Here is a 22,000-nt window from a genome sequence, read left to right as displayed (position 1 = left end):
AGGAGGAAGATCGTTTTATACTGCTTTAGGTCATAAACCTGAATCTTATAAAGACAAAAACTTTTTGAATCACATTTTTGGTGCAATATATTGGGCAGCTCAATAGAATTTAATTTTACTTTTTATAGTATTAAAGTAAAAATTACATCAACAATTTATAAACAAAATTATTAAATTTTAACCGATAAATAAAATTAGCTATTTGCAGAAATGAAACAATATTCTTTCAAACACGCACTTCGCTTATAATAACGTTATGAGAAATGCTATTGACGCTATAGTTGAGAGGAATATGGTGATAAAAACGAAACTTTAGTACTTTTAAAATAGGGATATTTTTCATAAAAATTGGTCGAATTGGTTTTCATGTGAAAATTGAAATTATATGATTTGAAGTTTACGATAAAAACACAAAAGTCGTTTACATCGGTTTTTAGCTGTTAAATTGCGTTATCTGAATAATCTTTTTTTAATACGAAAAAAATAAAATAAACTATTAATAATGTGTCACTAAAAATAAATATATGAAATGTAAAATAATATTATTAGCTATAAGTTTAATTTGTTTTGTTTCGGTAGATGCGCAAAACATTGTTTATGTATATGGAGATGTTGCTGCTGATGGTACAATACCATCCGGAAGTAAAAAACCATTTCACCAAATGCGTTTGAATGATGAAGGTGATTTAGGGATGAGTGGTTTTAAAAAAGCATTGGAAGCTGTTGGGTTTACTGTAAGCGAAGTTTACGATCAAGAAATTGTAATTAATGCCGAATTTCTAAAGTCGATTGATGTTTTAATTTTAGGCTCAAATCAGCGAGTTTTTATCGAAGCAGAAGCTAAATCCTTAAAGCGTTGGGTGAAAAAAGGTGGCGGAGTAATTGCTTGGTCGGATAGTGGATTTGGTGGAGAGTATAGCATTGTAGGTGTGGATAATGAAGTGGGGAGAATTTCTGATAATGTTTTAATGGAGCAATTCGGTATGTATTTTTTGACTGACAATGGTGCTGGAAACTATTTGGTGAATGAGTATACACAAGATCATTTTATTAATAAAAACAATAAACATAAAGGCGTTGCTTTTAGGGGAGAAGGAGTAAGTTTTGTTCGTGTTTCTAAACCGGCAGTAATTTTAGCTAAAGCGCAAGAAGGCGGATTAGTTGGTAGGTTAGTTGTAAATTCAAATGATGGTAAATTTAATGAAAATACCGATGTATCTTTAGCAATAGCTGAAATAGGTAAAGGTAGAGTAGTAGGTGTTTTTGATCGTAATTTGTTTTGGAATGCCGGGGCAGGTACCCGTTTAAGTCATTCCGATAATAGGGTATTTGCACAACGTATTGCACTTTGGGCAGCAGGTGTTGAGGATGAGCAACGCTTTGCAAATGACACCAATGCTTTAGTTTCTGCAATAAATACACCTCCAACTATTACTATTGATTATACGTACTCAAAAACTGATAACAGTCTTGCAATTACGGCTGTGATTACTGACGAGGATAAAGATGCCATTAGCCCGGAAATAGTATGGAAGCAAGTAGAAGGTCCTGCCGATTGTGAATTCGAAAATAATAATCCAAATACTACAACACCACGTATTTTTATTCCCAAAGCAGGTAAATATGTTTTTAAAGCAAGTGTTTTAGATGGTGAGTTTGAAATTAATAAATTATTAAACTATGTAATGGAGTAAATTTATTAAAAACATCATTTTGTTTATAGTATCATAAACCTCATGTAATGCTCAAAACAAAAAGAGTAATCAAATTTGTTTTATACTGCTTTAGGTCATAAACTAGAATCGTTTAAAGACAAAAATTTTTTGAATCACATTTTTGGTGCAATATATTGGACGCTTAACAAATAAACCACTGATGATTTCTAATATTCAAATAAAAAAGAAACTATGCTAGTAAAGAGAACATTAAGAGGAATGCTAATTTATATTTCGCTTTCCGTACTACTCATTTTAGGGGTAGGTTGTAAGGCTAAAGCTGAGATTAAATTTCCTGTAAAAGTGGGGGTGAAGCCAGAAAGCATTACAAAAGGATTTAAAGGCAATTATTTTGTTACCGTAATGAACGGTAAAGAAAATGAAGATGGTGAATTGGTTGAAATATCAACGAAGGGTGTAAACGTTTTTTCAAAAGGTTTTAATGAACCTAAAGGAATTGTTTTTATAAAGGAACATTTATATTTTTCAGACATTAATTGTATTTGGAAAGTTGATAAGGATGGAAATAAAAGTGTATTCGTTAAAAAAGAGGATTTTCCGAAAGAAGTGTTGTATTTAAATGATGTTACAGTGGATGGTGAGGGAATTGGATTCTATGTTGCAGATATGGGAGCAACAAATTATATGCGCGATGAAAATAATAATCTTTGGCCTTTAGAAAGTGATGAAGCTAAGTTAGTCCCACAATTGGGACGTATTTATCATGTTAATTTAAAAGGTGAAGTAAGTATCGTTCAAGATGATTCCCCACTCATGTTAAACCCAAATGGTGTGGGTGTAGATAATAACAATAATATTATGGTAAGTGCCTTTTTTCTAGGTAATTTTTTAGTGACTAAAGAAGGTGAATTAACGCCATTAAAAGGACAATATAGGGGAGGTGATGGTGTTGAACAAGATAGTAAGGGAAATTATTATATTAGTAGTTGGACTCAAGGTAAAGTATGGAAAATTGATGGAAAGACCGAAGAACCAACTGTATTAATAGAAGGTTTGAAATCTGCTGCGGATTTTTATTTGGAAGAAAAGAAGCATAGATTATTAGTTCCAGATATGTTAGCGGGTATGATTTATGCCGTGGATATTAAAAAGTATTTAATTAATTTTTTAATTACAAAAAAAAGGAGTCAATAACAAGTGTTATAACTCCTTTTTTCAAAACTAAACTCAAACTTAATTAATCCAAATAAGGTTTTAGAGGAACAATAGTTCCATCTTCATTATATGTTATTTCCGCTAATTTAACAGATCGTAAATGGGTGACTCCTTTAGATAAGGAAGAGTCATGATAAAATAAATACCATTTATTATCCACTTCACAAATAGAGTGGTGGCTTGTCCATCCAATTACAGGTTCTAATATTTGTCCTTTGTAAGTAAAAGGTCCGTATGGGTTATCGCCAATAGCATAGCATATAAAATGTGTATCACCAGTAGAATAAGAGAAATAATATTTTCCATTATATTTATGTAACCAAGCTGCCTCAAAGAAACGACGTTCATTGTCTCCAGCTAATAATAAATTACCGTTTTCATCTAGAATTTCAATTGTTCTTGGTTTTTCCGCAAACTCAAATAAATCATCTGTCATTTTAGCTACAAATGGTAATAAAGCAGGTTCATTATTTTCTGGTAAAAATGCTGTTGGACTATCTGGTTGTTCCGCATTAAATTCACCAGTTCTCCAGCGTTGTATTTGGCCACCCCAAAGGCCACCAAAATACAGGTAGTAGCTACCGTCATCATCTTTAAAAACGGCAGGGTCAATAGAAAAGCTGCCTTTTATGGCTTCGGGTTGTGCCTTAAAAGGGCCTATAGGTGAAATGCTTGTAGCTACTCCAATTCTAAAAATTCCATCATGTGCTTTTGCAGGAAAGAATAAATAATAGGTTCCATCTTTTTCATTAGCATCTGGTGCCCACATTTGTTCTTTTGCCCATGGCACATCATCAACATGCAAGGCTACTCCATTATCTACTGCTTCACTATCGATGGAATCCATAGAGATTACATGATAGTCTTCCATTGCAAAATGACTTCCTAAATCGTCAAAAGCTTCTCCAGCATCAACATCATGAGAAGGGTAAATGTATATTTTTCCATTAAAAACATGTGCAGAGGGATCTGCTGTGTAAATGTGTGATATTAATGGTTGTGAAATAGCGCGCTTATTTAGGTCATCAAAATTGATGTTTTCGATACTTTCTTCCGGCATAATTTTATGTTTTTTTAGTTTTAACTTGTTCTTCGTTCTTTTAATTCAGCTTCAATTTGTACTTCCATTTTCTTATTTATTTCATAGAAGAAAAGTAAACCTACTCCTAATAAAAACGGAATTGCTGGAAATATACTTACGAGCATTTTAGTTCCAGCAATAGCACTTGCTGTTTGCTCTGGAAGACTAGCGTTATAGCCGTAACTTGCTAAAATGGAAGCTACTAGTGCTGAGCCTATACTTAAACCACCTTTTAAACCCACCATCATTGCAGAGAAAATAATGGCTGTTGCTCTACGATTAGTTTTCCATTCTGAATAATCTGCAACATCGGCAATCATAGCCCAAAGTAATGGGATTGTGATTCCATAGAAAAAACCATGTAAAATTTGTGATACAAACATTAATTCTACAGATGTTGGAGAGAAGAAATAAAAGAAGATTATAAACAACGTTGAAATAAATAAAAACGTCATAAAAACATCCCTTTTTCCATATTTGTCTGCTAATTTTTTTGATAACCCAATACCAACTATCATAAAAATAATACCACCAGCATTGAATAATCCAAACCCAGCAGATACTGGGTCTTCTCCAAAGAAGTTAATACCAATACTTGATAAAAAGTCTAAAATTGGACTTATAAAACTGGTTAATCTCTCTGCATCTACATAGTTTTTAAAATAATACACATAAGAACCACCCTTCATAGCTAGTGTAACAAAAATTAACATTGTAACAGTTAAAGTAATTACCCAAGGTTTATTCTTAAATAAATCTGATAGATCTTCTTTTATGCTCGATTTTTGTTCTGGTTTAGGAACAATACGTTCACGTGTGGTAAAAAAAGTAATTAGTAACATAATAGTTCCTATTATGGCAAGCCATGTCATTACTATTTCTATTCCAACTGCCTTATCTCCTCCTCCTGCAGATTCAATAATTGGTAGCATAAATACTTGTACAAAGAATTGTGCGAACATTACAGCAACAAAACGGTAAGCAGAAATGCTATTTCGCTCTCCCATATTACCAGTAATTACACCACTTAAAGCCGAATATGGCAAGTTATTTGCTGCATAAAGCAAAAGTAATAATGTGTAAGTGACAACCGCATAAATAACTTTTCCTTTATACTCGAAATCTGGTGTGCTAAAGGCTAAAAGAGCAACGACACCAAGTGGTACTGCTGTCCATAAAATCCATGGTCTAAACTTTCCCCATTTAGAATTTGTTCTATCTGCAATAGCACCAATAATTGGATTAAATCCGAATGCTGCTACCAGTCCAACAGTTAACATAATAGCAGAAGCATGGTTTGCTTCAAGACCGTAAATATCAGTATAGAAAAATGCTAAATAGGTGACTAATGTTTGAAATACTAAATTGGCAGCTAGGTCACCTAAAGCATATCCAACTTTTTCTTTTACCGATAATTTTTGTGTATTAGTACTCATAATTTATTATGATAATTTAAATGAATGGTTAGTGGCTGTTTTTTAATGCTATTACACTATCATATGCAGTTTTAGGTTGAAAGTCGCGGTCGAATAAAAGCGGGTGGTTTGTACGCCCATTAATAGGCCAATAATTTAACCACGACTGTCCGTCATTTACACCCCAAAATGTTACTCTGTCAATTTTGTCCTTATGTTTTAAGAAAAGACTAAATATATCTTTATAGTGGTTTGCTAGTTGTATTTGTGCTGAGTCTGGTAATTTATCGGGGTACGGATTCATTGTTGGATCTCCTTCATATTGCTCATAACTTTGTTCAACGGCAGCACCATTTAAATCCCAAGGGTTTGGAAGAACGGTAACGTCTAATTCGGTAAAACTTACTTTAACTCCAAGATTGGAATAGGCAATAATGCTATTTTCAATATCTTCTATAGATGGTCCTTCTAAACTCCAATGCGCTTGCATGCCTACACCATCTATTTTAATGCCTTTCGCTTGAAGCGATTTTACAAGTTGCACAACCCCCGCTCGTTTTTCCGGTTTCCATAAGTTATAATCATTATATACTAATTTAGCATAAGGATCAGCTTTTGCTGCAAGTTTAAATGCATAAGCAATATATTTTTCTCCCATCACATTTAGGAATATAGACTCTCTTAAGCTACCATCTTCATTTAGTGCTTCATTTACAACATCCCAAGTATGTATTTGTCCTTTGTACCTTCCCACTATGGTATTAATATGGTGCTCGACTTGTTTTGCCATTGTGGTACTATCTGTAATATCTTGCATCCAAGGCGCTAACTGACTGTGCCATACAAGTGTGTGGCCAACTATATGCATGTTGTTTTTTTTACCAAGAGCTACATATTTATCGGCTATATCAAAATAAAATGAATCTTTTGCAGGATGAATTTGCTCCCATTTCATATCATTTTCAGGGGTAATAGTATTAAATTCTTTTACTAGAAGTTTTATACTGGCACTATCAATTTCAAGTATTTGATTTTTATTAATTGCTGCACCAATGTAGAAGTCGTTTAGGAAAGCACCTTTTAATGAGCGTGTTTCTTTTATAATCTGGATTGATTTTTCTGTTTTTTTACAACTTATTATTGTTGAAATAACTATGATTATAAAAAAAAGTATCTGATTTTTTTTTACCATTATTTTGCGTTTTATAGAATGAAAAGTTTTGAATTTGATAATTAATTTTTTTTCAAAAATCATCTTATAAAATTATTTTAAAAGTTATACTATCAATGAAACTAATTAAACCAATATTATAAAATTTGTTGCGTTCATGAGTTATTACGGGTAATAATGGAGGCTATTTCGGCTATTGGAACCATATTGCCATAAATTCGAGTGAATATTGAATCATTAATTTAAAAACTTAAGGTCGTGAATAGTTCCCTTTTAAATTAAAACATAAATGATCCGAAAAGTAAAGAAAGTGTTACCGTTCAGGATGAAAAAATTATTTGAGAGCGAAACGTATGTTGGGACTAGATGGTGAAAAAGTGCATAAAAGCATCATTAAAACCATGTGAGAAACTGAAGCATTGACAATGGTTGGAAAACACAAAAACTGTGATGCGACAGAAAAAATAAGCAGATTGGTATTATGGAATGCACTCAGTTGGCTAAAGAAGGAACACTAAGGTAAGCTTTTGGATATGACAAATATAAAAAAGATGGTACTGCTGGATTCCTAAAACGTCTTATGGAATTGACAAAAGATGACATGGCAATCATCATCAATAATGTAGGATTTGATTCCTTTAAATCATCTTTGACAACATTTAGCGAAGCCATGGCATTAAGAGGTCTAGCTGAAAGTTTCGGTAGCATTCCAATCGAGGATTTCGAAAAGGAACAAAAGGCCATTGCCGATAAAAGAATAAGCCGACGGAAAGAACGGGTTACGAAACTCAAGAATTCTGTTAAATCATAAATCAAAGCCACTAATTATCTCTTAGATGATTAGTGGTTTTTTTTTCTTCCAAAGCCATTGCAGCACATTCCCCTGCATGCCGCGAAAAGCTCTATTTCGGGAAAAGCGCTTCATTAAAAAAGGTCTTGGACATAATCCACACTTTTGACTTTCCATTCCGTTAACCCTTTCCGCTTCTCTGGAAAGGAACACTTCATTTAGAGTAAAAAGTGTAAATCAAGTCCGCTTAATAGGATAAAATGTATTTACATTTTGTTCAACTTCCTATGCTTTTGTATTTCACAAAGAATTTAGATCCACATCCCAAGCCAACACCGCTATACCTTTTTTTGACAGCAAAATAACAACATTCAGCTTTGAACGACAGCATAACCAGGCTCATGCTTCGCACTTTTTATATGTCTTAACAAAGCTGAATATTGAATGGCACAAAGCAACAAAAAGAAGGTAACAGTGACGGCTCTGTGGGAAGTAAATCTAAAACAAATCTTATGAAATCATACAAAATCAATAAAAAGGAAGCGGAACAAAAGTTAAAAAAACAAAAAAAGGAAAACGCTCTGGATATAATAAGTAAATCAATTTTAAAGCCATTCTGAAGGGTTCAGTTTGGTAAATATTAATCTTTAATTTTCTTTAATTATGAGTACTCTAAAAAACAAAGTACAGTTAATTGGCAACGTAGGGAACGAGCCAGAAATCACAAATCTTGAAAGCGGAAAGAAAGCTGCAAAATTTTCAATCGCAACGAATGAGTTTTATAAAAACTCAAATGGAGAGAAAGAACAGAACACCCAATGGCACAATGTCGTGGCATGGGGCAAGATTGCCGAAATCGTTGAAAAATACGTAGGCAAAGGAAAAGAAGTTGCCTTAGAGGGCAAATTGACATCACGCTCTTATGAAACTAAAGAAGGGGAAAAAAGATATGTTACCGAAGTGGTAGCGAATGAAATCCTGCTTTTGGGAATTAAAGGCGATAACGCTACGGAATAACTAAAAATAAAACAGAGCGTTCTAGTGGAAAAGATGCGCTCTCTTTTTCATTATTAACTTCTAAAATGAAAATAACAATGAACACACAAGTTAACAAAATAAAAGCGGAACTGCAACAATTTATAGGTTCAGAAACCTTTTATAAAATTCCTTTAATAGGAACTAAATTTACAGATGGTATTAAATATTTGGCAGATACTGCTGAGTGTTTTTGGTTAGTAACCGATGCTTCAGTAATAGCAAAAAGTTTAATGAATAAAAGCTATTTTGTAACAGTCGATTTTAAACGACTTTCTGAAAAAGAAAGAGCCGAAAAGCAATGTGAAGCCATCATTAATTACAGCGATGGAAATGACAACATTTTTGAAACACATAGATATCATGTAACCGATTTTCCTTTGGATGAATTGCGATTATTTTTTGTAGATAATACGCTGATGCTCCCAAGTGAATACTAATTTTTTTGGTCATGGTATATCTCAATTACACGAACCTCGATGACGAAACCCAAGAACGTTTGGTTTCGGTTTCCAAAAAAGATGTAGAACATAAATTTGGAAATGAATTGAAACGATACGCCAAAGAACATCATTTAGAATATTATACGCTTTTGGAAGAAGAAGCCATAAGAAACCTCTATTCTTACGAATATGTTTTTAATATTTAAAAGCTAATTATTAACCCAGGACCTTTAAGTTTTTAAAGGTCCTTTTTTTTGTTCTGTTATTTTGAATTTTGCAACAAAAAGGGTGGTTTACTAAGGATACTTTTAAACTTTAAATTATACACTCTTAAAAAATCGAATTTCAATTCGTATTACAGAATAAGCCATTACATTTTTGGATGTCATGGTATTTTTTTTGTCCCGATAAATCGGGACGAAAAGGAATAGCATGGACGGGACGGATGATGAGAACCATTAAAAGCGGATAATTTGAACCAGATCATTTACGGCTTTAAACTAATGCAATACAATGAGTTATTGATAATTTATCTATGCTGACTTTTTTCCGCCGAGGGTGATATTGTCTTGCCGTTTTTTGCAATTGGTGAAACTACGAAATTTTAACCTCTCATAAAACCTATAGGTTTTTAAAAAAATAGTATCTTAGCAGAGCCAAAGCGCATAAAAACCGTATACGGTTTGTGTTTTTAAAATTTAAAATAAAATATTAACAATCTGTTTAAAATATTAACAATTTGTTGTTCAGTGTTTTGAAAAACGGTAAATAGATAAAAATCTAATTATTCGGGCTCATAACCCGAAGTTTTTTTTCAACTTTGGGTTTCTTTTCCAATTAATCAAGTTCAATCTTTAAGATTTACCTACTAAATCGAACAAATAACGAACTAATTCAACCTTTTTAAATCATAAATCTTATTTATAAGCTTTTTAATAGTATCAAGATGGCGTATAGAGTGGACATCTCCCATACCGTCCCATACCATTTACTATGATGGAGATTACATTGCACAGTTTGGGCAGCAGTTTCATTTTCTTGGAGGAACCGTTCCCTTACCTTGTAAACTTTGGATACAGTGGGTTCAAATTCGTCTAATATGAGATGATTTATTGATAATAATTTCAATATCTTCCTTCAAAAAGTTCGAATTCTGTCCTCTTGAGGTCACAAAAAATAAATTTTATTTAATGTAAAAAACCATGGTTTTTAAAACTATGGTTTTTTTATTGCTTCTTTCAACCTGATTTAAATTTTATCGTTCAAATTCACTTTACATATCTGGTTTTATAAAAATCAATTTTACTTTTAATATTTTAAACTCAGGTTTCGTATTTTTAAAAGCTAATATGTAATTAATTTTCAAAATAGAAGTTTCTACCCCATGATAAATCTACTAGTTGTTGAAGATTTTACTCTATTCAGTAAAATCATGATTGGAGTTTTACTCGCTATACTAATATGGATCATTTTGAATAATACATTTAGGATGATAGAAATGGGCTATGTTCTAAAACAAAAAAAACCCTTATACAATCATTTTTATTTCCGATTAAAGCGTTTAAATCAAAACCAAAAAAATGTTTTGCAGCAACAGTTTTCATTTTATAAAAAACTTAATAATATAGAAAAAAAACATTTTAATCATCGCGTGGCATCATTCATTACAGATAAAGATTTTATTGGAAGAGATGGGTTAATAGTTAATGATGATATTAAAGTTTTAATTTCCGCTACGGCTGTCATGCTAACGTTTGGGTTTCGTGATTTTTACATAGGGATAATCTCTAAAATAGTTATATATCCTAAGGCGTTTTATTCCAATACAAACCAAACTTATCATAAAGGAGAATTTAATCCAAAACTTGAAACTTTAGTGCTGTCGTGGGAAGATTTCGTAAAAGGATTTAGTAACAATACAGATAATATTAATTTAGGAATACACGAATTTACGCATGCCATACACATTAATAGTATGAAAGAACATGATGTAAGCTCGACTATTTTTAGCGATTCTTTTAAAGAATTATCCGATATGCTTGCTGAAAGTGAAGCATTAAGAAACAAGTTAATGGCATCAAACTATTTTAGAAAGTACGCTTTTACTAATCAGTTTGAATTTTTAGCAGTAATTATTGAGAATTTTATTGAAACTCCTCAAACTTTTAAAACGGAATTTCCTAATGTTTATAGTAAGGTAAAGCAAATGCTGAATTTTAACATAGCAGGTTATTAAATACCTTACATGATTTTTATCATGATTTTTTGTTGTATGATTTTCTAACTTTAGAGGAAGTAAATCTAAATTGAAAAGTATGATACGTAAAGCGCCAATTTCGATGATAATGACAACGCCTGTTATTACATTAAAAAAGAAGGATAGTCTTGAAACAGCTGAAAAACTTTTTAAAAAGTATAACATACGGCATATACCTGTGGTTTCTGAAGATGCCATTGTGGGCATGTTGAGTTATACCGATTTACTTCGCTTAAGTTTTGCAGATGTTACAGATAATATGGAATCTGATGCTGATGCTGATGCCATGGTTTATAATATGTTCACTATTAAGCAAGTAATGAAAAAGAATATTGTTACAGTAGCATCTTCAACTTCAATAAAAAAAGTAGCCGAAATTTTAGCAAGCAAAGAATTTCACGCTTTACCTGTAGTAGATAATAACAAGCTAGTTGGCATTGTAACCACTACCGATTTAATAAAGTATTTACTAAAACAATTTTAAAATCTTAAACCATAAAGACATGATACAAAATGAACCAGTTTCAGAAATAATGGTTAAAAACATTATAGCATTAAATAGAGAAGATGACTTAGAAAGCGCTGAAAAGCTTTTTAATAAGTATAAAATTAAGCACATTCCGGTTGTAAGTGCAGATGTGGTGATTGGCATGTTGAGTTATTCCGATTTTTTAAAAACTAGCATCCCAGAAACCGCAGAAGATCCTCACAATATAAATTCAGTGGTGTATAACGCTTTTTCCATAGAGCAGGTAATGAGCAAAAATATAGTTTGTATAAACAGTAAGACTTCAATAAGAGAAGCTGCAACTATTTTAGCTAAAAGAGAGTTTCATGCACTTCCTGTTGTAGATGATGGTGTTTTAACAGGCATTGTAACTACCAGAGATTTATTAAATTATTATATAAAGCAATACTAAGAATTAGCGACAGCTTTTAATTCTTTAATAGTGTCAATAGGGGTGTCGCTTTTAAAAACGAAACTTCCAGCGACCAATACATCGGCACCTGCATCGGCAAGTGCCTTTGCGTTAGCAGTTGTAACTCCTCCATCAATTTCAATAGTGGTTGAAGCACCTTTACGTGTAATTAATTCTTTAAGTTGTTTTACTTTATCATAAGTATTTTCAATAAAACTTTGGCCGCCAAAACCAGGGTTTACACTCATGATAAGTACTAAATCGATGTCGCAAATGGTGTCTTCCAAAAGGCTTACACTCGTATGCGGATTTAATGAAACTCCTGCTTTCATACCTTCTGCTTTTATAGCTTGAAGCGTTCTATGTAAGTGAGGACAAGCTTCATAATGCACCGTTAAAATATTACTGCCTAAATCGGCAAATGTTTTAATGTATCGGTCGGGGTCCACAATCATTAAATGCACATCAACTATTTTTTTTGTATGCTTGGTAATGGCTTGTAGTACAGGCATTCCAAATGAGATATTCGGTACAAAAACGCCATCCATAATATCTATATGAAACCAATCGGCCTCACTTTGGTTGATCATTTCTATGTCACGTTGTAAGTTTGCGAAATCTGCAGCAAGTAATGAAGGTGCAATTAGCTTAGAGCTCATTTTTAGAGAATTAATTTTGTGCAAAAATAAAGGTTTTGATTCTAGGATTGTTTGTTCTTAACAATAAAATTTTCAACTAGCGATATCACTTTGTTGGCGCATTCACATTCGGCATTTTTTAACCAATTTAAGTACTCAAAAAGATTATTCAGTTCTTTTTTATCGTTAATAGTTGTGAATCCAAAATTGTAATCTTCAAAAATACGTTGTTCAATGGGAGAATCAATGATGTTGAAAATGTTTTTATGTCTAGCATCGATACTAATTTTTTTAAAGGTTTCATCAACAATTTTTTCTTCACCTTCCAGAACTTGTAAAAAACTCCTGTCAATATAAATTAATATACCTGTAATATTGTTTTTTGAATTGTTGGTTCTAGCTTTTAAATATAAATCTTCAAGAATTTTGATGGACTTATCATGTACAGAATCACTGATATAGCAAATAGTTTTAAGCATGTGGTGGTTAATTTGTTTAGGTCAATGCGTACAAGTTATGAAAAAAATGTAAGAAGCACTGTCTTGATAAGTTAATTAAAGGTTTTTGAATAAAAAAGTAAACCCTCGGTAATCAGCCGAGGGTTCTTTCATCAATCAAAAAACGAACAGTTATGTGTAACTGTTTGTTGCTTTAATTTAGTCGTAATTATATGAAATTACTAACCTAAATATGTTTTTAATATTTTACTTCTAGAAGTATGTTTTAATCGTCTAATTGCTTTTTCTTTAATTTGGCGTACACGTTCACGAGTTAAATCAAACGTTTCACCAATTTCTTCTAAAGTCATTGGGTGTTGGTTCCCTAAACCAAAGTATAGACGGATAACATCAGCTTCACGAGGTGTTAACGTTTCTAAAGCACGCTCAATTTCAGTTCTTAAAGATTCGTGTAATAATTCTCTATCTGGATTTGGAGATTCGCCACTATTTAATACATCGTATAAGTTAGAATCTTCACCTTCAACTAAAGGAGCATCCATACTTACGTGGCGACCAGAATTTTTCATTGACTCCTTAACATCGTTAATAGTCATGTCCAATTCTTTTGCAATTTCTTCTGCAGAAGGTGGACGCTCATGACTTTGCTCTAAAAAGGCAAATGTTTTATTAATTTTGTTAATAGAACCAATTTTGTTTAAAGGTAAACGTACAATACGAGATTGTTCAGCCAAAGCTTGAAGAATCGATTGACGAATCCACCAAACGGCGTAAGATATAAATTTAAAACCACGAGTTTCATCAAAACGTTGTGCGGCTTTAATTAAACCTAAATTACCTTCATTAATTAAATCGGGTAATGTTAAGCCTTGATTTTGGTATTGCTTAGCTACCGATACAACGAAACGTAAATTAGCTTTAGTCAACTTTTCTAAAGCGGCTTGATCGCCAGCTTTAATACGTTGTGCTAATTCTACTTCTTCGTCTGCGGTAATTAAGTCAACTTTTCCAATTTCTTGAAGATATTTGTCTAACGAAGCGGTTTCCCTGTTAGTAACCTGCTTCGTGATTTTAAGTTGTCTCATCTATAAGTGCTCCTGTAAGTTTATAATGAATATTATTATTCAGTGGTTATACGTAACTATATCAAAAAATGTTACAAAAAAATGCAATTTATTTTTGCATTCCCTTTTTAAGACCCAAAAATCTTAAAAAGGTCACGCTATCCGTTATATCTTTTTTTTGTGCCTCAAAAAAGGATGCCACTTCTATCGTTAATGCAGTGTAGTACTAAAAAATTAGTTTCAAATTCTAATGGGTGTTTTGTTGGTAAGATTGGTGTCGTTCAACATCTCTTGGGTAAAAGCATAATGTCCGCGAGTGGTTATAAGCTTAAATCTAGATGATTTTAAATTACTTAAAGTATTTAAAAACAGCCATTTAGACTTTAGTAATTTTGGTTTTTCAGATTTTAAACTAATATCGAAATAATGTTTTCTGCCTTCTTTTTCTGCAACAATATCTGGGGTAATAGTAATGTCACTTCCTGCTTTGGAGTATGATTTTGGGGTTTCATAACCTTCCATGTCTGCTTTAATGTTTTCAAAACCTCTATTTTCTAAATAGGTAATGGAGTTCTCTAAAATGTCTGAATATTTTGCTTTGTCTTCGTATATCATAACTCGTAATATAATGAAAATGAGGAGGAAAACAAATTTTTAACAGGATTTAACGTTTTATAAAATATATATAAAGTTGGTTTATTTGAATAAAAGTAGTTGAATTTGATAGTTAATTGGAGACATAATACGTAATTTTCCAATGTAGATTTATTCACAATATATTAGTTCTTCATAATGCTGACCAAAAAAAGTGCTTTTTTTAGCCTATCGTGAGGAACTAAACTGTATTTAAGTTGTTGAAAATAAACAAACAGATTACTTTCTGTGTTAGTACGACCATTTATTTTAAGGATAGAACTGACTTTGGCTATGTGTGCGTTAGCGATAGAAACGGTTAGCTTTTGGCGAGTATGCGCAGCGAGCCAAAACTAGTAGTGTATAGCGCGACCTTTATCCTGAACTTTTTTTCAGGATAAAGGGAACGCCCAAATAATAATCTTGTATTATGAATGATGCGATTACTAAAGGAAGCATCAAAAAAGTAAATCTAGAAATAATGAATTAGTTTATAGCAAAAGGTGCGCTAAGTTTAAATGTGGGTATGGTTACTTTAAAGTTTTTTGTTGTGGTAAAGTTTACCATGCTGTAAAACCCTTGCATAGCACCAAATGGCGAGGTTAACAAACATCCTGATGTGTAGGTGTGCGATTCGCCGGGTTTTAAAACGGGCTTTTTGCCTATAACGCCTTCGCCAGAAACGGTTTCAACATTGTTTAATGCGTCTAAAATTTCCCAATGGCGTGCGTTAAGCTGCACGGAGTCTTTGCTTTGGTTTTCAATCGTTACGGTATAGCCAAAGGCATACTGTATTTTATAGTTTTTATAAAATGAGCCTTCGTAGGTGGTTTCTACGGAAATTTTTATCCCTTGTGTAACTTGTTGAACCATTTTAACTTTGGGGTGTTTTAGGTTTATGATGCTAAAATACTAAATTTTAAGTGTTAATGGTCGCATTTTAACATGTTTGGCTTAAAAATTAGTAAAAAGACGTGTTTAATTTGAGATATTGACCGAACTGCCTTCGCCTAAACCTATAATTTTATCGTAGCGTGCCCCTAAATCTCTGTAATATACTATCACTTTGTAATTATTTTCGGTTTGGTAGAAATTACCACTTATGGCGCCTTCATCCAAACTTCCGTTTTTGTTTACTATCACAAATTTATAGTTGTAAAATCCTTGTTTTAAAAGGATGGCATTTCTTAAAACATTATTACGCTCATCGTACACCAATTTGGTACTTTCGTCAATAACGTAATTGTTAAAGTTTCCGTACACATGTATGTTTTTGTTTATAAGAGCTTCGGTTGGTTGTAGTGAAAAATGTATCCAAACATAATCGGCTTCAATGCTAGGGTCTTCAGCATCTAAAACGGTAATAACATAATTTCCATTAATATCTGGGTTGTAAGTGTAGGGCTTGGTGGCACGTTCTACGTTAGTAAATAAATAGTTATGATATAGTTCTTGTAAATCGATGGCTCGAATACCGGTGTTGGCAGCACGAACATCTTTATTTTCAAAAAATAAATATTCGTTACCGCCCCAGAAACTGGTTTCGTTATCGTATCTATAAATTAATTGATTGCCTAAAGTGTATTGAGGCTTAAGGTTATAAAGTGCAGTATTTAGGTTGTTATTTTGAACAATTACCGTTTTTACCGTTTGTGTTGGGTTATTTATTTGGGTGTTGTTGGATGTGATAATGATTTCAACACGTTGTTTTTCTTCAATAAATTGAATATCGCGTGCTCGTTTTATGCTTACCCCAACAGTGGTTTGATCTTCATAAATCATGAATTTTCTTGAAAAAACAAGTTCGTCATAATTATTGAAAACGCTTAATAAATAATTCCCCGAAACTTTTAAGCGTTTTGTTTGCTCATTAGGAACTGTAAGTTTGTAATGCGAAAATATTTGATGGGTGTTGAATGAATTTTCATAATTTCGGATGCGTTGGTTGTCAAAACCATCCATATATTCCGATTTTACTAAAATGGAAGGTGTCCAATCGTAATTGTAATGGTCTATTTTATAATAGTAATCATCTTCATTTCCGTTAAGAGCATCAAATTCTAAAACCACGTATTCGCCCAATTTTAAAATAGGCAACTGGGTTTCTGCCGTGTTTCCTTTAAAATTGATGGTTTTTATAAAACTTGGAGGATCAACTTCTTTAACTTGACTAAAACACAATAATGGAATAATTAAAAAAAGAAAGGAATATTTATACTTTATTGAAGGCATTTTAGCGATAGTTTTTTGTAAATATAAGCAAATTTTATGCCCAACTAGTATATTCTGATTGTTGAATAAAATTTCTAAGTATTTATTATGAAAACTGTATTTTTAATTTGTATTTTTGCACCTATTTTTAGACAAATAATTTCAATTCAAAAAATATGTCAAACGACATTCGCATTAAAAAAGGTCTAGACATTAAACTTAAAGGTGAAGCTGAAAAAACCTTGGAAAAGGCTGTTTTAAGCAACTTTTATACTTTAAGGCCTCAAGATTTTCACGGCGTTACACCTAAATTAATTTCTAAAGTTGGAGCTAAAGTAAAAGCGGGAACACCTGTTTTTTTCGATAAATCTAACGAAAGCGTTAAGTTCGTTTCTCCAGTTTCTGGTGAAATTGTAGAAATTGCTCGTGGTGAAAAGCGCAAAATTCTATCTATTAATATTCAAGCAGACAAAGAGCAAACATACCAAGATAACGGTGTGTTTAATATAGATGCAGCTAAACCAAACGAGGTAAAATCGCATTTGTTAGCTTCTGGTTGTTGGCCTTTTGTAAAGCAACGACCGTATGATGTGATTGCAAACCCAGATAAATCGCCTAAGGCTATTTTTATTTCTGGTTATGCAAGTGCTCCTTTGGCGGCCGATTTGGATTTTACCCTTAAAGGTAAAGAAGCTGAATTGCAAGCAGCTGTAACGGCACTTGGGAAACTTACCGAAGGGAAAGTACATGTGTCGGTAGGGGCAAGTTCAGCATCGCCATTAGCGGGTTTGTCAGGTATTACGCTTCATAAAGTATCGGGCCCACATCCTTCAGGAAATGTGGGGACTTTAATTAACAGGGTAGATCCTGTAAATAAAGGTGAAGTTGTTTGGACGGTTGCCGCACAAGATTTAGTTATTATTGGCGAATTGCTTTTAACAGGCAAATTTAATGCAGAGCGTATCGTCGCTTTAGCAGGTTCTCAAATAGAAAAACCAAGATATTTTATAACTAAAATAGGTGCAGAGGTTTCAACTATGATAAGTGATAAAGGAGCTTCTAAAAGAATCCATGATCGAATTATTTCTGGAAATGTACTTAGCGGAAAAGAAATTAAACTAGACGGAAATTTAGATTATTACAGTAATGTGATTACGGTAATTCCAGAAGGTGATGATTATGAGTTTTTCGGTTGGACAAAACCTGTGTTTAATAAAATATCGACATCAAGAGCGTTAACATTTTCTTGGTTAACACCTAATAAAAAATACGATTTGAACACCAATACCAATGGTGAGCACCGTGCATTTGTTGTTACCGGTGGTTACGAAGAGGTATTTCCTTTAGATATTTATCCATTGCAAATACTAAAAGCTTGTATGTATCAAGATTTAGATGAAATGGAATCTTTAGGAATGTATGAAGTTGCGCCAGAAGATTTTGCGTTAACAGAATTTGTATGTGTGTCTAAACAACCACATCAAGCGATTATTAGAAAAGGATTAGATGTAATGCTTAAAGAAATAGGGTAATGAATTTAAAAACACGATTACATATTTTAAAAAGAAAGTTAAGGGGGTCTAAAATGGCTCCGGCGTTTGGTGCGCTTCATACTTTCTTATTCTTGCCAGATGAGACCACACATAATGGAACTCATATAAAAGTTGCCGACGATTTAAAACGTACCATGAACACGGTTATTCTGGCCATGATACCATGTTTAATTTTCGGAATGTTTAACGCAGGTTACCAACACAATTTAGCTGTAGGTGATATTCAAGCGGTTACTTCAGGTTTTTTTAGTGCTGAATTTTGGACTTTAGATAACTTCTTTATTGGCTTCTGGAAAATAATTCCATTAGTTATTGTTTCTTATGGTGTTGGTTTAGGAATTGAATTCTTATTCGCTATCATTAAGAAACACGAAGTTGAAGAAGGTTACCTGGTAACTGGTATGTTAGTGCCACTTATTGTGCCTGTTGATATTCCACTTTGGATGTTGGCAGTCGCTGTAATATTTGGTGTGGTTATAGGTAAAGAAGTTTTTGGCGGAACTGGAATGAATATTTTAAATCCGGCACTTACTATTAGAGCCTTTTTATTCTTTGCATATCCAACATGGATGTCTGGAGATAAAGTATGGGTTGAAGGTGCTGTTGAAAGAACAAGGGAAATTGCTGCGGGGGCAAACTTAGATGCTATTTCTGGTGAAACTATCTTAGGTAGTTTGGCGCAAGGGAAAGAGGTTGCTTTTTCAACTTGGGATATGTTCTTAGGCTTTATTCCTGGGTCTGTAGGTGAAACGTCTGCACTTTTAATTTTATTAGGAGGTTTATTTTTAATATTTACAAAAATAGGAAGCTGGAGAATCATGTTATCATCTGCTGTGGGAGCTATAGTCATGGGACTTATCTTCAATCAAATCGTTGATGCAGGTGTTATAACAGAATCAAGCAAGTTTTACGGATTAATGAGCACTCCATTTTGGGAACATCTAATTATTGGTGGTTTTGCTTTTGGTACCGTATTTATGGCTACCGATCCTGTTACAGCGTCTCAAACCAATAAAGGAAAATGGATTTACGGATTTTTAGTTGGATTTATTTCAATCTTAATTCGTGTGTTTAACCCAGCGTATCCAGAAGGAGTGATGTTAGCTATCTTGTTAATGAATGTTTTTGCACCAACAATCGATCATTATGTGGTTCAAGGCAATGTGAAGAAAAGAATGAAACGTTTAAAAGTAAAAACGGCTTAACGATGGAAAATAGAACAGATAAAAATTCATATACAATTCTATTTGCAATAGCAATGGTAGTAATTGTAGGGGCTTTATTAGCATTTACAGCTTCTTCATTGAAACCGAAAATTACAGAAAACCAACGTATAGAAAAACAACAAAATATTCTATATGCTATGGGTGTAAATAATAATGATGAAAGTAGTGCATCGTTTGTATCTACACAAGAGGCTGCAGATTTGTTTTCAAAATACATTAAAAAACAATTAGTTATTGAGGGTGCAAACGTAACCGAAAATAGTGAAGCGTATTTAATAGATGTTAAAAAGGAACAAGCAAAAGTAAAATCTGGTGGCGTTAGAAGGTTACCTTTATTTATTGGTGAAAAAGATGGAAAGACCTTTTATGTAGCACCAATTTATGGTAAAGGACTTTGGGATGCTATATGGGGCTATATCTCTTTAGATGAAAATATGGTAATTCAAGGTGCCTATTTCGATCATAAAGGTGAAACGCCAGGTTTGGGAGCTAATATTAAAGAGCGTTTCTTTATGGACGATTTTATTGGTGAACACGTGTTGAATGAAGCAGGTAATTTTGCAGGTGTAACGGTTGCGAAAGGTAATGCCGATCCAAAAAATGAAAATAAAACAGATAATGAGGTAGATGCAATTGCAGGAGCAACCATTACAGGTGATGGAGTTACAGCAATGATAAAAAGCGACTTAAAGCTTTACAAACCTTATTTTGATAATTTAAAAAATAATTAATTTATGGCACTTTTATCAAAAAAAGACTCGAAATTAATCACCGATCCGTTAGCAGATAACAACCCAATTACTATTCAGGTTTTAGGTATTTGTTCTGCATTGGCTATTACGGCGCAACTAAAAGCATCTATTGTAATGGCAGTTTCAGTAATGGCGGTATTAGCAATAGGAAATGTGGTTATTTCATTATTGAGAAATATCATTCCTTCAAAAATTAGAATTATTGTTCAATTAGTAGTGGTTGCTGCATTAGTAATTATTGTTGACCAAGTACTAAAAGCTTACTCGTATGAGTTAAGTAAAACATTATCGGTTTTCGTAGGTTTAATTATTACCAACTGTATTATCATGGGGCGTTTTGAAGCTTTTGCATTGGCAAATGGGCCTTGGCGTTCATTTTTAGATGGTATTGGTAATGCTGCTGGTTACGGTTTAATTCTTATAATCGTTGGTTTCTTTAGAGAATTATTAGGGTCTGGTACCTTATTAGGTTTTAAAGTTTTAGGCGATCCAATCGAAAAAACAGGCTTGTACGCCATCGGATATGAAAACAATGGATTTATGTTATTGTCACCTATGGCATTAATAGTTGTTGGAATCATTATATGGGTACAACGTTCAAGAAATAAAGCATTAATAGAAGACTAATCAGTATACAGTTAACAGTCGCGGTAAACATTAATCACTGTAAACTGAGACTGAGACTGAAAACTTAAAATAATATGGAACATTTAGAATTATTTTTAAAATCAATTTTTATAGATAACATGGTGTTTGCCACGTTCCTTGGGATGTGTTCTTACCTAGCAGTATCTAAAAAAGTAAATACAGCAGTTGGTCTTGGTGCTGCGGTTATTTTTGTATTGGCAATTACAGTCCCTTTAAACTGGTTATTGGATCAATATTTATTACAACCAGGAGCATTAGCTTGGTTAGGTGCCGATTATGCAGATTACGATTTAAGCTTCCTATCATTCATCATGTTTATTGCTACCATTGCAACTATGGTACAATTGGTAGAGATTGTGGTTGAGAAGTTTTCTCCATCATTATATAACTCACTTGGTATCTTCTTACCACTTATTGCAGTAAACTGTGCTATTTTAGGAGGATCATTATTTATGCAATCGCGTGAAATTCCAACTTTAGGTTTAGCTACCGTATATGGAGTTGGTTCTGGAATTGGATGGTTTTTAGCAATTCTAGCTATTGCAGCCATACGTGAGAAAATTAGATATTCCAACGTGCCACCAGCATTAAGAGGTTTAGGTATTACATTCATCATTACTGGTTTAATGGCTATAGGTTTTATGAGTTTCGGAGGCATGTTAACAGGAGGTGATGAACCCGAAGTTGCAAAAGGAACCGTAGTTCAAGAAGGAGATAAAGAAATTTCTCAATTGGATAAGAAATCTGAAGATACAAAGATGATGGTTGGTAACAATAATCAAAATATTACTAATCTAAATAAATCTAAATAGCA

25 protein-coding genes are annotated in these 22,000 nt (G+C 32.9%); 16 read left to right on the top strand and 9 right to left on the bottom strand.

The window, feature by feature from the left end; translation table 11 throughout:
- From EV196_RS09215 to EV196_RS09200, 3 genes are all read left to right on the top strand, one after another.
- Positions 1 to 106, top strand: a 106-nt coding sequence (locus EV196_RS09215) for a ThuA domain-containing protein (protein ID WP_165876129.1), incomplete at its 5' end; no start/stop codon positions are given.
- Between the two features lie 418 nt (positions 107 to 524).
- On the top strand, positions 525 to 1,694 hold the full coding sequence (locus tag EV196_RS09210) for a hypothetical protein (protein WP_132217439.1): 1,170 nt from the start codon (positions 525 to 527) through the stop codon (positions 1,692 to 1,694).
- 213 nt (positions 1,695 to 1,907) lie between these two features.
- Positions 1,908 to 2,870, top strand: coding sequence for an SMP-30/gluconolactonase/LRE family protein (locus tag EV196_RS09200; protein WP_207902839.1), 963 nt, complete (start codon positions 1,908 to 1,910; stop codon positions 2,868 to 2,870).
- Between the two features lie 43 nt (positions 2,871 to 2,913).
- On the opposite strand, the gene EV196_RS09195 is transcribed toward EV196_RS09200, so the two are convergent.
- The 3 genes from EV196_RS09195 to EV196_RS09185 are packed head-to-tail and all read right to left on the bottom strand — an operon-like array spanning position 2,914 to position 6,579.
- Positions 2,914 to 3,951: a glycoside hydrolase family 43 protein gene (locus tag EV196_RS09195; protein ID WP_132217438.1), complete on the bottom strand. Its 1,038-nt coding sequence runs from the start codon at positions 3,949 to 3,951 to the stop codon at positions 2,914 to 2,916.
- 20 nt (positions 3,952 to 3,971) lie between these two features.
- Positions 3,972 to 5,408 (bottom strand): MFS transporter, encoded by a 1,437-nt coding sequence (locus tag EV196_RS09190; protein WP_132217437.1) that lies wholly within the window; start codon positions 5,406 to 5,408, stop codon positions 3,972 to 3,974.
- Between the two features lie 28 nt (positions 5,409 to 5,436).
- Entirely contained in the window at positions 5,437 to 6,579 is a 1,143-nt protein-coding gene (locus EV196_RS09185) for an endo-1,4-beta-xylanase (protein WP_132217436.1), read from the bottom strand.
- Positions 6,580 to 7,138: 559 nt separating this feature from the next.
- Between EV196_RS09185 and EV196_RS09180 the strand changes: the two genes are divergently transcribed.
- From EV196_RS09180 to EV196_RS09145, 8 genes are all read left to right on the top strand, one after another.
- Positions 7,139 to 7,369: a hypothetical protein gene (locus EV196_RS09180; RefSeq protein WP_132217435.1), complete on the top strand. Its 231-nt coding sequence runs from the start codon at positions 7,139 to 7,141 to the stop codon at positions 7,367 to 7,369.
- Positions 7,370 to 7,788: 419 nt separating this feature from the next.
- Positions 7,789 to 7,968 carry a hypothetical protein gene (locus EV196_RS09175; protein ID WP_132217434.1) on the top strand — a complete coding sequence of 60 codons (180 nt, stop codon included), beginning with the start codon at positions 7,789 to 7,791 and terminating at the stop codon, positions 7,966 to 7,968.
- Positions 7,969 to 8,011: 43 nt separating this feature from the next.
- Positions 8,012 to 8,365, top strand: coding sequence for a single-stranded DNA-binding protein (locus EV196_RS09170; protein WP_132217433.1), 354 nt, complete (start codon positions 8,012 to 8,014; stop codon positions 8,363 to 8,365).
- Positions 8,366 to 8,442: 77 nt separating this feature from the next.
- On the top strand, positions 8,443 to 8,823 hold the full coding sequence (locus tag EV196_RS09165; protein ID WP_132217432.1) for a DUF6876 family protein: 381 nt from the start codon (positions 8,443 to 8,445) through the stop codon (positions 8,821 to 8,823).
- Between the two features lie 11 nt (positions 8,824 to 8,834).
- Positions 8,835 to 9,032 (top strand): hypothetical protein, encoded by a 198-nt coding sequence (locus tag EV196_RS09160; RefSeq protein WP_132217431.1) that lies wholly within the window; start codon positions 8,835 to 8,837, stop codon positions 9,030 to 9,032.
- Between the two features lie 1,178 nt (positions 9,033 to 10,210).
- Positions 10,211 to 11,062: a zinc-dependent peptidase gene (locus EV196_RS09155; RefSeq protein WP_243652216.1), complete on the top strand. Its 852-nt coding sequence runs from the start codon at positions 10,211 to 10,213 to the stop codon at positions 11,060 to 11,062.
- A 79-nt stretch (positions 11,063 to 11,141) separates the two neighbouring features.
- Positions 11,142 to 11,567 carry a CBS domain-containing protein gene (locus EV196_RS09150; protein WP_132217430.1) on the top strand — a complete coding sequence of 142 codons (426 nt, stop codon included), beginning with the start codon at positions 11,142 to 11,144 and terminating at the stop codon, positions 11,565 to 11,567.
- Positions 11,568 to 11,586: 19 nt separating this feature from the next.
- A complete protein-coding gene (locus EV196_RS09145) occupies positions 11,587 to 12,003 on the top strand; it encodes a CBS domain-containing protein (RefSeq protein WP_132217429.1) in 417 nt (138 codons plus the stop codon).
- Here the strand turns inward: EV196_RS09145 and rpe are convergent.
- From rpe to EV196_RS09115, 6 genes are all read right to left on the bottom strand, one after another.
- Complete coding sequence (gene rpe / locus EV196_RS09140; protein WP_132217428.1) at positions 12,000 to 12,662, bottom strand: ribulose-phosphate 3-epimerase; 663 nt, start codon at positions 12,660 to 12,662, stop codon at positions 12,000 to 12,002. The genes EV196_RS09145 and rpe overlap by 4 nt on opposite strands.
- Before the next feature lie 41 nt (positions 12,663 to 12,703).
- Positions 12,704 to 13,120, bottom strand: a complete 417-nt coding sequence (locus tag EV196_RS09135) for a BLUF domain-containing protein (RefSeq protein WP_132217427.1) — start codon at positions 13,118 to 13,120, stop codon at positions 12,704 to 12,706.
- Between the two features lie 200 nt (positions 13,121 to 13,320).
- Positions 13,321 to 14,184 (bottom strand): sigma-70 family RNA polymerase sigma factor, encoded by an 864-nt coding sequence (locus EV196_RS09130; protein ID WP_100610046.1) that lies wholly within the window; start codon positions 14,182 to 14,184, stop codon positions 13,321 to 13,323.
- Positions 14,185 to 14,403: 219 nt separating this feature from the next.
- Positions 14,404 to 14,778: a hypothetical protein gene (locus EV196_RS09125; RefSeq protein ID WP_132217426.1), complete on the bottom strand. Its 375-nt coding sequence runs from the start codon at positions 14,776 to 14,778 to the stop codon at positions 14,404 to 14,406.
- A gap of 504 nt (positions 14,779 to 15,282) precedes the next feature.
- Positions 15,283 to 15,669: a Co2+/Mg2+ efflux protein ApaG gene (apaG, locus tag EV196_RS09120; RefSeq protein WP_132217425.1), complete on the bottom strand. Its 387-nt coding sequence runs from the start codon at positions 15,667 to 15,669 to the stop codon at positions 15,283 to 15,285.
- Between the two features lie 105 nt (positions 15,670 to 15,774).
- On the bottom strand, positions 15,775 to 17,028 hold the full coding sequence (locus EV196_RS09115; RefSeq protein ID WP_132217424.1) for a type IX secretion system plug protein: 1,254 nt from the start codon (positions 17,026 to 17,028) through the stop codon (positions 15,775 to 15,777).
- 155 nt (positions 17,029 to 17,183) lie between these two features.
- Here EV196_RS09115 and EV196_RS09110 point away from each other — a divergent pair, with 155 nt between their 5' ends.
- The 5 genes from EV196_RS09110 (at position 17,184) to nqrE (ending at position 21,998) form a co-directional block, all read left to right on the top strand.
- Positions 17,184 to 18,539: a Na(+)-translocating NADH-quinone reductase subunit A gene (locus EV196_RS09110; protein WP_132217423.1), complete on the top strand. Its 1,356-nt coding sequence runs from the start codon at positions 17,184 to 17,186 to the stop codon at positions 18,537 to 18,539.
- Positions 18,539 to 19,765 (top strand): NADH:ubiquinone reductase (Na(+)-transporting) subunit B, encoded by a 1,227-nt coding sequence (locus tag EV196_RS09105; protein ID WP_132217422.1) that lies wholly within the window; start codon positions 18,539 to 18,541, stop codon positions 19,763 to 19,765. The genes EV196_RS09110 and EV196_RS09105 overlap by 1 nt, the downstream gene beginning before the upstream one ends.
- Positions 19,766 to 19,767: 2 nt before the next feature.
- On the top strand, positions 19,768 to 20,517 hold the full coding sequence (locus EV196_RS09100; RefSeq protein WP_132217421.1) for a Na(+)-translocating NADH-quinone reductase subunit C: 750 nt from the start codon (positions 19,768 to 19,770) through the stop codon (positions 20,515 to 20,517).
- A 3-nt stretch (positions 20,518 to 20,520) separates the two neighbouring features.
- Positions 20,521 to 21,165, top strand: a complete 645-nt coding sequence (locus tag EV196_RS09095; protein WP_132217420.1) for an NADH:ubiquinone reductase (Na(+)-transporting) subunit D — start codon at positions 20,521 to 20,523, stop codon at positions 21,163 to 21,165.
- 74 nt (positions 21,166 to 21,239) lie between these two features.
- Positions 21,240 to 21,998 (top strand): NADH:ubiquinone reductase (Na(+)-transporting) subunit E, encoded by a 759-nt coding sequence (gene nqrE / locus EV196_RS09090; RefSeq protein ID WP_132217419.1) that lies wholly within the window; start codon positions 21,240 to 21,242, stop codon positions 21,996 to 21,998.
- Positions 21,999 to 22,000: the final 2 nt, after the last annotated feature.

This window comes from Mariniflexile fucanivorans, from assembly GCF_004341235.1.
Taxonomy (GTDB): domain Bacteria; phylum Bacteroidota; class Bacteroidia; order Flavobacteriales; family Flavobacteriaceae; genus Mariniflexile; species Mariniflexile fucanivorans.
The sequence above is the reverse complement of the archived record's forward strand: the minus strand, read 5'-3'. Positions and strand labels throughout refer to the sequence as shown.

Bases quoted from the DNA above. Each gene is read 5' to 3' on its own strand.
- EV196_RS09210 (WP_132217439.1), top strand. From the start codon at position 525: ATGAAATGTAAAATAATATTATTAGCTATAAGTTTAATTTGTTTTGTT.
- EV196_RS09200 (WP_207902839.1), top strand. From the start codon at position 1,908: ATGCTAGTAAAGAGAACATTAAGAGGAATGCTAATTTATATTTCGCTT.
- EV196_RS09195 (WP_132217438.1), bottom strand. From the start codon at position 3,951: ATGCCGGAAGAAAGTATCGAAAACATCAATTTTGATGACCTAAATAAG.
- EV196_RS09190 (WP_132217437.1), bottom strand. From the start codon at position 5,408: ATGAGTACTAATACACAAAAATTATCGGTAAAAGAAAAAGTTGGATAT.
- EV196_RS09185 (WP_132217436.1), bottom strand. From the start codon at position 6,579: ATGGTAAAAAAAAATCAGATACTTTTTTTTATAATCATAGTTATTTCA.
- EV196_RS09180 (WP_132217435.1), top strand. From the start codon at position 7,139: ATGGAATTGACAAAAGATGACATGGCAATCATCATCAATAATGTAGGA.
- EV196_RS09170 (WP_132217433.1), top strand. From the start codon at position 8,012: ATGAGTACTCTAAAAAACAAAGTACAGTTAATTGGCAACGTAGGGAAC.
- EV196_RS09165 (WP_132217432.1), top strand. From the start codon at position 8,443: ATGAACACACAAGTTAACAAAATAAAAGCGGAACTGCAACAATTTATA.
- EV196_RS09160 (WP_132217431.1), top strand. From the start codon at position 8,835: ATGGTATATCTCAATTACACGAACCTCGATGACGAAACCCAAGAACGT.
- EV196_RS09155 (WP_243652216.1), top strand. From the start codon at position 10,211: ATGATAAATCTACTAGTTGTTGAAGATTTTACTCTATTCAGTAAAATC.
- EV196_RS09150 (WP_132217430.1), top strand. From the start codon at position 11,142: ATGATACGTAAAGCGCCAATTTCGATGATAATGACAACGCCTGTTATT.
- EV196_RS09145 (WP_132217429.1), top strand. From the start codon at position 11,587: ATGATACAAAATGAACCAGTTTCAGAAATAATGGTTAAAAACATTATA.
- rpe (WP_132217428.1), bottom strand. From the start codon at position 12,662: ATGAGCTCTAAGCTAATTGCACCTTCATTACTTGCTGCAGATTTCGCA.
- EV196_RS09135 (WP_132217427.1), bottom strand. From the start codon at position 13,120: ATGCTTAAAACTATTTGCTATATCAGTGATTCTGTACATGATAAGTCC.
- EV196_RS09130 (WP_100610046.1), bottom strand. From the start codon at position 14,184: ATGAGACAACTTAAAATCACGAAGCAGGTTACTAACAGGGAAACCGCT.
- EV196_RS09125 (WP_132217426.1), bottom strand. From the start codon at position 14,778: ATGATATACGAAGACAAAGCAAAATATTCAGACATTTTAGAGAACTCC.
- apaG (WP_132217425.1), bottom strand. From the start codon at position 15,669: ATGGTTCAACAAGTTACACAAGGGATAAAAATTTCCGTAGAAACCACC.
- EV196_RS09115 (WP_132217424.1), bottom strand. From the start codon at position 17,028: ATGCCTTCAATAAAGTATAAATATTCCTTTCTTTTTTTAATTATTCCA.
- EV196_RS09110 (WP_132217423.1), top strand. From the start codon at position 17,184: ATGTCAAACGACATTCGCATTAAAAAAGGTCTAGACATTAAACTTAAA.
- EV196_RS09105 (WP_132217422.1), top strand. From the start codon at position 18,539: ATGAATTTAAAAACACGATTACATATTTTAAAAAGAAAGTTAAGGGGG.
- EV196_RS09100 (WP_132217421.1), top strand. From the start codon at position 19,768: ATGGAAAATAGAACAGATAAAAATTCATATACAATTCTATTTGCAATA.
- EV196_RS09095 (WP_132217420.1), top strand. From the start codon at position 20,521: ATGGCACTTTTATCAAAAAAAGACTCGAAATTAATCACCGATCCGTTA.
- nqrE (WP_132217419.1), top strand. From the start codon at position 21,240: ATGGAACATTTAGAATTATTTTTAAAATCAATTTTTATAGATAACATG.